Raw genomic sequence first — 13,105 nt, 5'->3', positions numbered from 1 at the left:
CTCAACCGCACTTGGATCAGCCTGCAGTCTTCGCATCCAGTACGGGTTGCGCTTGGTAGAAGTTGGGGAATAAACGCCTCAGAGCTTCGATCTTCGGCCGCTCATGGACGGCGATGTAAGGCTGCTCGGGATTGTTGTGCATGTAGTCCTGGTGATAGCCCTCCGCTTCATAGAAGGTTTTCCCGAGCTCAACCGTCGTTGCAATCGCTGACTTGAACGCCGTGGCCTCGTCCAATTGCTGGATGTACCCGTTTGCGACTTTCGCCTGCTGCTCGTCGACAGCAAAGATCGCGGAGCGATACTGCGGACCCATGTCTGGCCCTTGACGGTCGAGCTGTGTGGGATCGTGGGCGGCCGAGAAGAAGATGCGAAGCAGCGTTCCATAGCTGATCGTCTGAGGATCGAACACGACACGAACCGCTTCAGCGTGGCCGGTCAGGCCGGTTTCCGTCTGCTCGTAGGTGGCAGTCTCGGCACTTCCTCCGGCATATCCGGCTGTTGCGCTGACGACGCCCTGGACATGCTGAAACACACCCTGGATGCCCCAGAAGCAACCTCCGGCAAGCACCGCCGTCTGCAAGCCGCTCTCCTTCGGCACGTCGACCAGGGCAGCTGGCACCAGGCGGGGAGCCTCCGCGGCCGACGGCAATTGGCCGGCAATGGCAAAGCCGAGAAGTCCGAGCACTGCGCCGATCACAACCGCGTTGCCTTTTCTCCGGCGAGGTCTGAGAGGATGCCGATCATCAATCAACATTGCGTTTCTCCTTAGCCGAACGTGAACACGTAAGCCTCGACGCCGGCGTCGAGGAACCGGACCTCGAAGGTACGCTCACGTACGTCACCTTCCTGGCGAACCAATTGGTACAGCCGGGTTTCAGTGACTGTCCCGTTGCCGCCGGCGTCAATGTCGGCGCCACGGCTCGCTCCCGGGGCTTTGCCATCGATAGTCACCTGGAACCGCACCGGCTTACCATCCCAGCCGGAGCCGAGAACGAGATGCAAGTCTCTTGCCTGGAACCTGTAGGAGATTGCCCCTCCGGCCTGGTTGAGCAGAGCCTGCTCGGCTCCCACCGTCCAGTTTCCGCTGAGACCCCACTGGTTGAGCCGCAACCGGCCCACCGTGTAGTCGCGCGCCTCATCGGCTCCGATCGGGTCAGGCGAGGCAAAACCGGAGGCTCGCTGGTAGCCGACATAGGTCTCGCCGGATCTCGCCCGGGCAAGGTCCGGAGCGGCTTCCGCGCCCTGCGCGTCCGGGGTCACGAAGCCGCCATCGGTTCTGCGGTCGCCTTTTGCCTCGGCCAGCAACTCCTGGATGACCTGCTCGGATTCCTCGTAGTCACCCTCACCGAAGTGATGGTGCCTGATCCGCCCGTCCATATCGATAAAATAGTGGGCAGGCCAATAGCTGTTCCCAAACGCGCGCCAGATCTTGAAGTCGTTGTCGACCGCTACCGGGTAGGTGATCCCGAAGTTCTGGATCGCGCGCTTCACATTGTCGATCTTCTTCTCGAACGCGAACTCGGGGGTATGGACGCCAATTACGACCAGACCCTGATCCTTGTACTTTTGGGCCCAGGCCCGCACGTAGGGGACTGTCCGGACGCAGTTGATGCAGGAATACGTCCAGAAGTCGACGAGAACGACCTTGCCGCGCAGTTGTTCGGCCGTCAGGGGAGCGGAATTCAGCCACTGAACGGCACCATCGAGCGACGGGAATGTTCCCTCGATCGGCAGGCTGCTGCGGTAGCTCTGGCGAGCATCGTGTGCGGCCAGTTGCATGCTCGTCGAAGCGGCGTTGAAGTTGTCATGAACCCGGTTCAGCAGGGATTGTTCGATTCCGACTGTGCTCGCATAGGACAGGCGCGCCAGAAGGCCGGTGTCGAGGCCAAGGGTGATGGTCGCAACACCTGCAAGAACGGCGGCTCCCATGCCTTGGCGTATGCGATGGCCGAGCCCGAGTGAGCGCTTCATCGCTGCGAACACCCGTCCCCCTGCCAGGACGGCCAGAGCCAGGGATGTCGCCGCGCCGGCGGCGTAGGCTGCCAAGAGCAAGGAGGTCTGCGGATTGGCACCCTGGAGCGCGGCGCCCGTCAGAACCAATCCCAAGACCGGACCAGCGCAGGGCGCCCACAGCAGGCCCGTCGCCGCACCGAGCAGAAGCGATCCGCCGACGCTCGGCTTGTCTGGGGCTCCTGTACCAGCGAGCCGTCCGCCGAGGGCGACGATCGGGCGGGTTAGGATGGCCGCGGCCCGGGACGAGATCAGCGTCAGGCCGAACACCGCCAGCAGCGCAATGGCAGTGGAGCGTCCGATCTCGTTGGCGTGCACCGCCCAGCTTCCGCCCACGGCAGCGAGCGTCGCAACCCCAGCGAAGGTAGCCGCCATGCCGATCACCATCGGCAGAACGCCGCGCACGAAGGGCTGGCCAGTCCGGGAAAAGACGAATGGGAGTATTGGAAGAATACAGGGGCTGACAATGGTCAGCACTCCCGCCAGATAGGATACTACAAACACGGTCATGGCTGATCCCCTTAGCGCAATCAATGCCGTCCATTGATTTGGCCGTTATCGGAACTCCATGAGCATGTGATCACCACAAAGTATCCAGAATGTTTTCTGGCCGGGCAGAAATGTAACCAAATGTAGGGGAAGCAGCCCATCAGTGCATTGAGCGCGAACTGTTGATGGCAGCCGGTACAATCGACCAATCAGCCGCAAGAGTGCCCGTGGCTGCACCAGAGCCTGTCAGGATCGGCATGACAATTGCGCGTTCCGCACTTTCATGTGGCAGCCGCTATTATGGTCTCACAAGTGGGTAGAGACGGCCTCCGCAGTGCCGAAGAGACAAGCGCCTTGGGTTGTTCGTTCAATGAGGCGCCCAAGTGTTCATCGGTAATCGGCTTCGCAGTGGCGGCACTGGTGCTCCAAACTAGCTTCCCCAAAAAAATCGGCTCACTCATATGGCCCCTTCAGATCCGAGCTATTCGTCTGTACCAAAAGGTGCGTCTGAGACGAGCATCCATTCCAAAAAGTAGGCGCCGCAAGCACATAGCCTTTCGCTTTCAGATGTGCCCTACAATGCGTCGCATCAAGGTGCACAATCCGACCGTACTCGCTGGATGTCAAAGGACCTGCGACGTTACGGTACGGCTACGGGCATATCGCGAGCAGAGCTCACAGTGCGGATGGCTGTCGACCGGCCTTATATCAGCGGCCTGGAGGGCGAAGCACGAAATCCAACCGTCCTGACTTTCCGGCACACAGCTTCGGCGCTTGGGGCGACGTGTCGTCCTTGCTGAAAAATGAGCAGCGAAAAACGGATGGGAAAGATCCTGGAAAGACCTAGAGGCTGTGAGCGCCAGGTCCACACTTTGGTGTCGGCGATACCATCGTTCAATAGAAGCCTCAGGGCACCCGAGACACCTTCTAGGAGTCCGACCACTCGCCAAAGGAGGCTCGCGTGGACGCCAAGACAACCCCAACTCAGATCCGACTGACCCGCCGTACCCCCGCTTACTGGCGCATCACGTTCGACAATCCGCCGCTCAACGTCATGGGCCCAGATATGGTCCGTCAGTTCCAGACGTTGATAGAGACCATCGAGGCGGACGACGATGTGCGCGTCGTGGTGTTCGATAGCGCGGTCGACGGATTCTTCCTCAACCACTCCGATTTTACCGGCCGGTTGGAAGATATGACCTCCTTGCCCAACGGTCCGACTGGCCTGCCGCCGTGGCCCGACTTCCTGGTGCGCCTGACCCGAGCATCGGTCTGCTCGATTGCCCAGATCCGAGGTCGCGCGACAGGCAACGGCAGCGAGATCCTGCTGTCCTGCGACATGACCTTCGCCAGCCGCGAGAAAGCTGTTATCTCCCAATGGGAAGTCGGCGTCGGCATGGTGGCCGGCGGCGGCCCCATGGCGCGGCTACCGGGCCAGATCGGGCGCAACCGTGCCCTGGAGGTCCTGCTTAGCTCCGACGATATCCCAGCGGATCAGGCTGAGGCTTGGGGCTACATCAATCGGGCACTCCCAGACGCCGACCTCGACACCTATGTCGACGCGCTGGCGACGCGGATCTCCAGGTTTGACAAGTGGGCGATTGCCCAGACCAAACGTTTGGTCAACACGAGCCTGCCGCCGGATGTCGAACTTGGCGCTGGCTGGGACGCCTGCGTAGCCTCTCTCGGCCGGCCGGCCGCGCAGGAGGGGATCAGGGCGCTCACCGCGCAGGGGTTTCAGAAGCCCGGCGACGTCGAGACGCGACTCGGCCACTACCTGGGCGAGTTGCGGCGCTAATCGTCGCGCGACTCGCCGCTATTAGAAGGAGCAACAGATGGATCTGCCCACGAAGGCGAAGGCTCTGGCTGAGCGCGTCGAGACCGAGGCGACGAACGCCAAAGTACCTGTGGCGGTCTGCATTGTCGACGTGCACGGTAACCTGGTGCTGCAACACCGCATGAACGGCGCGCCGCTCTTCGCGCTCGAGATCTCCGAACGGAAAGCCTATACCTCTGCCTTGGTAGGGATGCGTACGGCCGACCTACTCGCTCTCGTGCAGCCGGGCCAATCGCTCTACGTGCTCCCCTCGGTAGCTGGCGGACGCTTTTGTCCAATGGGCGGCGGCATCCCACTCGCCGAAGACGGTGAGATCTACGCGGGCATCGGCATCAGCGGCGGCACGGCCGAGGAGGACGTCACCATCGTCGAGGCGGCGCTCCGCTAGGGTCGAAAGCTCCAAAATGGGATCGCGGTCGGCGGACTAGCCGGAGCTCAGCGCGCTGGCCGCGATTCCGAAGGGCCTCGTCTCAGCACACCTGACACCCCAAACACCACTCAACGGAGGCAGGTGTTCATCGTCGGTCACCGCGGCGACCCCACGCCTACGATGGAGCGCGAGCTGAGACGGCGATCAGCCATTGACGGGATGATTAGGCACATGAACGCAGATGAGCGGCTCTCACGCAATCGCCCGTTTGGAGCTGCAGCTGATGCGATGACCACGCTGCTTGTGGGGCCGCCAGGCACAATTCGCGGCTGATCCCGAACCGGCTCAAGCCTCGTGCGGCCGGGATCATTGCAGCTCTAATGAACTCAATCGCGCGACGCACCTTATCCCAACAACGTTGCGCTACCAAACAATCCTGACAATGACAAAGGTCGTTGCTGAGTGCCCTTAATGTTCTGCCGGTGCCCGATACATGGGTCATCCGAGGACTATCTCCGCGGCAAGTCCTCCTTCGGACCTGTTCCTGAGATGAAGCGAGCCGCCGATGGCCAATGTCAGCTGGTGCGCGATGGCCAGACCGAGGCCGGTTCCACCGGTATTGCGGTTGCGGGACTGTTCGAGACGATAGAAGGGCTGCAGGACAAACTCGAGCTGGTCTTCCGGGATGCCAGGCCCGTGATCGCTCACGGTGATGCAGGTCCGCCCCTCAGGGGTTCTCCGGACGATGACTTCTGCTTCCCCAGCGAACTTGAGGGCGTTGTCGATGAGGTTCGTCACGATGCGCCGGAGCGCATGAGGTCGTGTTACCACGACAGCGTCAATCGTCTTTAGAGCTGTCACAGCCTTTCCGGTGTCCTGATAATCAAAGACGATGCTTTCCACGAAAGACCCAATGTCAATGCGGGCCGGCTTCTCGACAGTGCCGTGGGCGGTTCTGGCATAGGTGACGCCCTCGCGCACGAGCCGTTCGATTTCCGAAAGATCGCTGATCAGCTTGTCCTTCTCCGGACCGTCCTCCGCCATCTCGGCACGCAATTTCATGCGCGTAATGGGCGTCTGAAGATCGTGGGAGATGGCTGCAAGGATCTGCACGCGCTCTTCCAGGTAATGGGCAATGCGGTCCCGCATGGTGTTGAACGCCGTCGCGGCATAGGCAACTTCCTTCGGGCCGGTCTCCTCCAGCCGATCCGCCGTCTTGCCGGGATCCAAGGCCTCGGCGGCATTGGCGAGCCTCAGAAGGGGGCTGATTGCCAGACGCACCGCGAGCCCGGTGCAAAGGATGAGGAGCAGGAGCTGTGCGATCAGAACATAGGGGAGCCATGCTGCCAGTGGCATAACCCTTGGCCTCAGGTCGATCGTGACTTGGGTCTGGTCGCTGAGCGTCACATGGGCCTGTAAACGCTGTGGGCTGCCGGGGATGGTTTCAACCGTAACCGGAAAGCGCTTTCCCGCCGCCTCATTGATGGTTTCGGCAATCTCGGTGCCCAGAGCGCTGAGCTCGGGAAGGCCAGGAAGACCTGGACCGAGTTCATACCGGTAGTTCCCCCGCTCCAGCATCGTGATCCATTGTTGGCGTTCATCTGCGGGGAGGCGATCAAGTAGGGCGATCGAGGTGCCGACGTCCTTTTCCAGATTGCCGAGCATCATCGTCTTGGCGGTCATGTAGCGCTCGAGAAACAGGACCCCGAAGGAAAGGGCGTGCGCAGCCGCCAGTCCGGCGAAGAGGATCAGAAACAGCCGCCACCGCAAAGTCCGCGGAGGATGAAGCAGTCTGCGAAGCCAGCCGATTGAGTTCATGGCCGGGCCGTGGTGATCTCAACCGGCATCGCGAGGACATAGCCTTCGGCACGAACGGTCTTGATGTAGGCCGGCTCGCGTGCATCGTCCCGCAGGCGCTGCCGCAGCCGGCTGACGAGCAGGTCGATTGAGCGGTCGAACAGCTCGGACTCTCGCCCCTGGGTCAGATTGAGGAGTTGATCGCGAGAGAGGACCCGTTGTGGATGATCGAGGAAAACGCGAAGTAGGCGGTATTCAGCACCGCTCAGGGCAACCACGGTTCCATCCTGGTCAAGAAGATGCCTCATCGTCGTATCGAGTTGCCACGCGCCAAAAGTCAGCAGCTGCCCAACTTCTGTCACCTGCAGGTTGGGCGGCAGCATGCGCGTGCGGCGGAGGACCGCCTTTATCCTGGCGAGCAGTTCGCGTGCGGCAAAGGGTTTGATCAGATAGTCGTCAGCTCCCATCTCTAGGCCGACGATCCTGTCCGTCTCATCGCTCCGGGCAGTGAGCATCAGGATCGGTGTGGATTTGTGCTTGCCCGCCCGGAGCTCACGGCAGAGCACGAGCCCATCATCGCCCGGCATCATCACATCGAGGACGATTAGGTCGGCCCGGTTGGACTCGAGAAATGACCGCATTTGCCGCCCATCGGCAGCGACGGTCACCCGCAGGCCATTCTTCTTCAGATAACCGGAAACCAGCTCCCGGATCTCTCGATCATCATCAACGATCAGAATGTGGTCTACACCCTCCATACCCGTCACCCTTGTATTGAGCCCATCTTTCCATATCAGGTCGGTCGATACCGCAAACCTACCAGCCATGGGAGATTTGTATCACTATGTATCTGCCCACTTGAGTACTACAGAGGCTGACAAAGTTCTCGTCAACTCTCTGCCTCTACCAGTGGTATCGGTAGTCCACCCTCATGAGACATCCGAAAGTTCGGCATCAGCCCAGCCTTGAGAGACTTCTGAGCGGATGGGGGGCTCCGGCCAGCGAATATGTGCCGGTCGACAGTGATGAAGCTCTTCCAGTCGTCAGCGTCCATAGCATCCCCAAACTGTTTCCGTCCGCCTCCGACGAGGACAGAAGCGATATCGGTGAATCCCATGACCGTTTGCCCGAAACGTCCGGCTGCTCCTCGTAAGGCACGCGGTGCAGAATTGGGTCACGAACGATCCTAGACCATAGTGCTGTTCCCCTAAAGGCCTGAGCGTCGGCATTCAGTGTTCCCATTAGCGAAGGAGTGCAAAGATGCAGTCGCCAGAAGCAAAATCCTCGGCTTATCCGTCTGCGATCGCAGCCTCTCGTCTCCGTGCAGGAGCATGAGTGCCTGGGCAAAAACCGCCGGGAGGCCCGGATCACCGAAGACAGTGCAGTCTGCGATTATTCCTCATTCCGTAAGAGTCTCGTGCCAGCGTCAGGCATTCTTGGACGGGCCCACCGCCACTAAGTTGCTCCTGCGCTGGTTGATCGGAACAGGGGATTGCTAAGAAGCGCGATATTCGGGCGATGATGAAAACCCGAAATGCATTCATTCCCGGGGAGCGTGCTTGAGCTTTGAGGCGTGATCGCGATCGACTGGCTTGGCGGAATATCAGCCTGATTACGCACCAAACGACGAGCGCCAGGTCGAAAGCGAGCCACCCCGGAGAATGAAGGTCCCGGCCAGTGGTATGCCAAGGGAGCGGCTTCGATGCACCCAAGTTAGCACTGAATGATTGCGGAGAAACAGCATGAGCATCGGTAGTCCACAACGAATTCTCATCGTGGATGATAACCCAGACTTCCGGAAAAGGCTCGCACATTGCCTGCGCGACCAAGGCCATGAAGTCATCACCGCAGAAACTGGAGAGCGGGCCTTCGTGGTGCTCCGTGATCGAGAGCACCCCATTGACTGGCTCTACACGCGGGCCTCTCTGCCCGGCCTGATTGACGGCTGGATTCTTGCCGACGAGTATCATGAGACGCACTGGAACCGAGCAGTTGTCATATCCAGCTCCGAAGCCCGAGGGTCATCACGCGGCAACATCATCCTAACCCAGCCGATGCCCCCCACGGCTTTCGAGGCCATCATCGGCGCCGTTTCCTCGGCTTCGCAACGATAGCTACAGAAATGCAGATTGCAGCGACTCCATTCCCCTAGCGTCACTGCCGGCACCCCTTAGGGTGCGACAACGCTCCCGTTGCGGGTATAGCTGGTTGGCTTGTGACTAATGCCATAGCCGGACATGGAGGCCTCAGTTCAGGGGTCAAAGAGACCACTAGGGCATCTCTGTCCAATGGATCAGTGTTTGGGCTAGGTCCAACGCCTGAGACCGAGGCACGGGCGAGTCCTAGGTGGCGTGGTCAATGTCCGATGCCGTTACCTTGGTGGTGCGCCGCAGTGAAGCATCCACGGCCCACCACCCAACCAGTGTCCTAGGGCAGAAGCCCGCGAGAGATCTAACGGAGAGATCTCTCATACAGGTTTACAGTGCTCCGGAAACAAGGAGTTAAGCAGCCTTCGAAGAGTCTACGAGATTTTCCTCGCGCGCCTTCTTCAGTGCACGCGTCCACCAGATCAGATCGTCGAGCATCAGGTTGGCCGACTGCTCCAAGTAAGGGTAGTCGGAGAACGCTTTGCCCTGCTGCAGTAAGCCGATGAATTCGGCTAGCCCGATGTGGACAGCATTTCTGAGCGGTGCCGCCTGCAGCTCAATGGCTACGAGACGGAGCTGTTCAACTGCTCGCGCCGCGCCGACACCGCCATAGCCGATGAATGCGATTGGCTTGCGCGTGAACTGAGAATAGACGTGATCAAGCGCATTCTTCAGGACGGCCGGGATCCCATGGTTATATTCAGCCGTGATGAAGATGTATCCATCGAACTCGGCGATCTTCGATCCAAAACTCCGCGCGATTGCGTTCTCAGGCGGCACATATGCTGGCGAGGCTGGTTCGTTGAAGAACGGCAGTGGATAATCCCGCAGGTCGACAACCTCGAATACCGCCCCGCCGCGGGTTGTCGCGAGATCAAAGAGCCATTGCGTTGGCCGATCGCCGAAGCGGCCCTCACGGGTGGTGCTGATGATGATTCCGATCTTTGTTGTAGCCATAAGTCAGTTCTTTCTTAAACCGCGCGCTGCAACCACCGGCACTAATGTGCCGGCTTACAAGAGCACGCTTACCAGATCGATAGTCCCTGAACGGCTGCAAGGGCAGCTTGGATGGTAGTTACTTAATTGGTGATGTATGCTATCGGAAGTTGGATAAATCCGAGAAGTTCATTCAGGAATTTCGATATGTCCATCGCGCCGGCCCTCAGCTTCGACCAACTTCAGGTCCTGTTGACTGTGGCTGAGACCGGCAGCTTTGCGGCGGCGGCAAGACGTTTGAACCGTGCGACATCCGCCATCAGCTATGCCATTGATACTCTCGAGCATCAGCTCGGCGTCGCGCTGTTCGATCGCGGAGGCACCCGTAAGCCGAAGTTGACGCCGGCGGGTGAGGCTGTCGTGGCAGAAGCGCGCTTGATCACGCACGATGTGGACAGGCTGCGCGCCCGGGTGCGGGGACTGCTCGAAAGGTTGGAGGCAGAGGTGTCCTTGGTCATTGACCAGATGGTTCCCACGGACCATCTGACGGCAATTCTCAGGGTGTTCCATACTGTTTTCCCGACGGTGCCCCTGCGATTGTGCACGGCAGCCATGGGCGAGGTCGAGCGCCTCATTCGCAGCGGTTCTTGCGGTATAGGTATTGGCAGTCCGCTGCACATGAATGGCAGCGGTCTAACGCTTATCCAGATTGGAGGCGTACCGATCATTCCCGTGGCCCGGCCGGATCATCCGCTAGCGCTGGCGGGCCGCTCCAAGGTAGGAGCTGCCCGCGACCATCTTCAGATTGTTCTTTCCGAGCCTGTAGAGATCGACAGGCGGACTTATGGAGTCGTGGCGGGGGATGTATGGCGGGTTGGGGACCTTCCCACCAAGCGTGCATTGCTGCTGGCCGGCCTTGGGTGGGGCGGCATGCCTGAGCCGATGGTGCGGACTGACATCGAAGCCGGGCGCCTCTCGCCACTCGATTTGCCGGATTATCGAGGTGGTGAGTATCCTCTCCAGATCGCCTACAAGACCGATACCCCACCTGGTCCGGCCGGTCAGTGGTTGGTCGAGCGGTTTGCCAAACCCTAGGCGACTGCGCTCACAGGGTGGTGATGCGACCATCTCTTCCTGGGGGAACATTGACACACGGCAGCATTGCAACAGGGGCACTTCGTCAGATTCCATCGCAGACCGAACGCTACCTCCGTTCGATCTAAGTCGCCACAGACCCGGATGATTACAATCGGTCATGTCGTCCGCTTGCTGATCCTGCTGTGCTCCTGCAATACCTCGCCTAGTGCCCGGGCCCGCGCGATCTTCAAGAGAGGGTGGCACAAAGGGTCTTTCGGCTAGCCATGCTGCTATTCACCGTGGAACTGTCTCTGCGGCGAGTTCTGGGAATTGCCGTATCGAGGATGAATGTCTATGATTTAAGCGAGATTGTTCCTCTGCTCGAAAGGATTGAGGAAGGACGACGACGTGGACCGCCTCGATGCCATGAAAGTCTTCGTCACGGCGCTGGATGAGGGCAGCCTCGCCGGGGCCGGCCGCAAACTCCGTCGCTCGCCAGCCGCAGTCAGCCGGGCCATTGCCTTTCTGGAGGAGCATGTCGGCACGGAACTCCTGCATCGAACGACGCGCTCGATCAAACTGAGCGAGGCAGGCGAGCGTTATGCTGCCGCGTGCCGGCGCGTGCTCATCGATCTTGAGGAAGCCGACATCATGGCGGCCGGTGAGCGTTCGGCGCCGCGTGGGACGCTGACTGTGACCGCCACGGCCTTTGCCGGCGAAACGATCTTGTCCCCGATCATTGACGCCTTCCTGGATGCTTATCCAGGGGTGTCGGTGCGATTGTACCTTTTGGATCGGTTCGTCAACCTCATCGATGAGGGCATCGACGTTGCCCTGCGCATCGCGCATCTTTCCGACTCGAGCCTGGTAGCGACCCGGGTCGGCGAGGTTCGCCGGGTCGTGGCGGCGGCGCCAAGGTATCTCGCGCAAAATCCCCGCATCACAGAGCCGGCGGATTTGGCAAAGCATCAGATCATCACATTTGCAGACCTTGGGATCGACTCGTGGAGCTTTCCACCAGTCAATGGATCGTCCGTGCCGCATATGGTGAATTTTACGCCGCGGCTCATCGTCAACAGTATCCGGGGAGCTATCGTCTCTGCCGTGAACGGTCGGGGAGTGACACGCGTGCTCTCTTACCACCTCCCACAGGAGGTCCGCGATGGGTCATTGGAGATCGTTCTCAAGGACCATGAGCCACCGCCCTTGCCTGTGCATCTGATTGCGCCGCACGGACGTCTTACAGTGCCGAAGGTCCGCGCGTTTGTCGACATGGCGCTTCCGCGGCTCCGCAGTCATTTCGCAGCCACGAGCCGCGACGTCGTGTGAGCGGGTGGCGGCCCTCTTGCTGCGAAGGGCCAACAGGGTTTCAATCTACCGACGTGCGACCCCATAGAGCGCGTTGGCGACAAGCGCTCCTCCCATTTTTCCTGCTTGTTCGGTTATGGCAAAGGTTGCGACCCGCCCAATCTGCTGGTCATGGCGCGGGATCGGACTGAAGTCGATGAGGCGAGCTGCGAGCAATCATCCCGCGCCGCGACCGTCTGCACTCAATCGCGGCGTGAAAGAGTGTCTCCCGATGAGCGGCTATTCGCACGCGCATTGCGCGAAGCTATTTCTATGCCCACGACGCTGGTGGCCCGATGGGTAGCAGCATCCCTTTCACGAAAAGCTAAGGAACTTACTATGAGCATCGATAGAAAAGTCGCTATCATCACGGGCGCGTCACAAGGCATCGGCGCTGCTCTCGTCAACGGCTATCTTGATCGCAACTACCGGGTGATCGCAACAGCACGGTCCGTCAAGCCATCGAACAACCCCGACGTTCTCGTCATCCCCGGCGACATCGGCGACCGGGAGACGGCAGAGCGGGCAATCACCGAAGGCGTGGCTCGTTTCGGGCGCATCGACACACTGGTCAACAACGCTGGCATTTTCATCGCCAAGCCTTTCACCCAGTATACCGAAGCCGACTTCACGGCGGTTCTGCGAACCAACACCGCCGGCTTCTTCCACATCACCCAGCTTGCTCTCGCCGAGATGGAGAAACAGGGCAGTGGTCATATTGTACAGATCACAACGAGTCTCGTCGATCACGCGATCGACGGCGTGCCATCGGTGCTCGCCTCGCTGACGAAGGGCGGCCTCAATGCGGCGACCAAGTCCCTCGCCATTGAGTATGCAAAGCGTGGCATCCGCGTGAATGCCGTCTCGCCAGGCATCATCAAGTCCTCAATGCACCCGGTCGAGACCCACGCAGCCTTCGGGCCTCTGCACCCCGTCGGGCATATGGGCGAGGTGTCCGACATCGTCGAGGCGGTCCTCTATCTTGAGACCGCCGGCTTCGTAACGGGCGAAATACTCCACGTCGATGGCGGCCAGAGCGCTGGTCATTGATCCAACACCGGAGCGGGGACTCTGGCTCCGCTCCGGGCATTTACA

General features: G+C 60.2%; 11 protein-coding genes. 6 read left to right on the top strand and 5 right to left on the bottom strand.

The features are described from left to right. Positions 1–16: 16 nt before the first annotated feature. Positions 17–754, bottom strand: a complete 738-nt coding sequence (gene msrA / locus ACD578_RS16670; RefSeq protein WP_404286708.1) for a peptide-methionine (S)-S-oxide reductase MsrA — start codon at positions 752–754, stop codon at positions 17–19. Positions 755–765: 11 nt separating this feature from the next. Then, positions 766–2,520 carry a cytochrome c biogenesis protein DipZ gene (locus tag ACD578_RS16665; RefSeq protein ID WP_404286706.1) on the bottom strand — a complete coding sequence of 585 codons (1,755 nt, stop codon included), beginning with the start codon at positions 2,518–2,520 and terminating at the stop codon, positions 766–768. A 940-nt stretch (positions 2,521–3,460) separates the two neighbouring features. Here ACD578_RS16665 and ACD578_RS16660 point away from each other — a divergent pair. Next, positions 3,461–4,297 (top strand): enoyl-CoA hydratase/isomerase family protein, encoded by an 837-nt coding sequence (locus ACD578_RS16660; protein ID WP_404286704.1) that lies wholly within the window; start codon positions 3,461–3,463, stop codon positions 4,295–4,297. Between the two features lie 37 nt (positions 4,298–4,334). Then, positions 4,335–4,724 carry a heme-binding protein gene (locus tag ACD578_RS16655; protein ID WP_404286702.1) on the top strand — a complete coding sequence of 130 codons (390 nt, stop codon included), beginning with the start codon at positions 4,335–4,337 and terminating at the stop codon, positions 4,722–4,724. 480 nt (positions 4,725–5,204) lie between these two features. Here ACD578_RS16655 and ACD578_RS16650 read toward each other — a convergent pair whose 3' ends face one another. Then, on the bottom strand, positions 5,205–6,524 hold the full coding sequence (locus tag ACD578_RS16650; protein ID WP_404286700.1) for a sensor histidine kinase: 1,320 nt from the start codon (positions 6,522–6,524) through the stop codon (positions 5,205–5,207). Beyond that, the gene (locus tag ACD578_RS16645; RefSeq protein ID WP_404293907.1) at positions 6,521–7,261 is read right to left on the bottom strand and encodes a response regulator; all 741 of its coding nucleotides are present in this window, start codon (positions 7,259–7,261) and stop codon (positions 6,521–6,523) included. The genes ACD578_RS16650 and ACD578_RS16645 overlap by 4 nt, the downstream gene beginning before the upstream one ends. Positions 7,262–8,245: 984 nt before the next feature. On the opposite strand from ACD578_RS16645, the gene ACD578_RS16640 reads away from it, so the two are divergent. Continuing rightward, positions 8,246–8,617, top strand: a complete 372-nt coding sequence (locus ACD578_RS16640) for a two-component system response regulator (protein ID WP_404286698.1) — start codon at positions 8,246–8,248, stop codon at positions 8,615–8,617. A gap of 387 nt (positions 8,618–9,004) precedes the next feature. On the opposite strand, the gene ACD578_RS16635 is transcribed toward ACD578_RS16640, so the two are convergent. Beyond that, positions 9,005–9,607, bottom strand: coding sequence for an NADPH-dependent FMN reductase (locus tag ACD578_RS16635; protein WP_404286696.1), 603 nt, complete (start codon positions 9,605–9,607; stop codon positions 9,005–9,007). 186 nt (positions 9,608–9,793) lie between these two features. Between ACD578_RS16635 and ACD578_RS16630 the strand changes: the two genes are divergently transcribed. The 3 genes from ACD578_RS16630 to ACD578_RS16620 all read left to right on the top strand — a co-directional run bounded on the left by ACD578_RS16630 (position 9,794) and on the right by ACD578_RS16620 (position 13,060). Further along, positions 9,794–10,681: a LysR family transcriptional regulator gene (locus ACD578_RS16630; RefSeq protein ID WP_404286694.1), complete on the top strand. Its 888-nt coding sequence runs from the start codon at positions 9,794–9,796 to the stop codon at positions 10,679–10,681. A gap of 390 nt (positions 10,682–11,071) precedes the next feature. Continuing rightward, entirely contained in the window at positions 11,072–11,992 is a 921-nt protein-coding gene (locus ACD578_RS16625) for a LysR family transcriptional regulator (RefSeq protein WP_404286692.1), read from the top strand. A gap of 357 nt (positions 11,993–12,349) precedes the next feature. Then, positions 12,350–13,060: an SDR family NAD(P)-dependent oxidoreductase gene (locus ACD578_RS16620; protein ID WP_404286690.1), complete on the top strand. Its 711-nt coding sequence runs from the start codon at positions 12,350–12,352 to the stop codon at positions 13,058–13,060. The last annotated feature ends 45 nt before the right edge of the window (positions 13,061–13,105 follow it).

This window comes from Microvirga sp. RSM25 (genome assembly GCF_044784385.1).
GTDB classification, from domain to species: domain Bacteria; phylum Pseudomonadota; class Alphaproteobacteria; order Rhizobiales; family Beijerinckiaceae; genus Microvirga; species Microvirga tunisiensis.
Note: the sequence above shows the minus strand (reverse complement) of the source record. Positions and strands in the feature narration are given on the sequence as shown.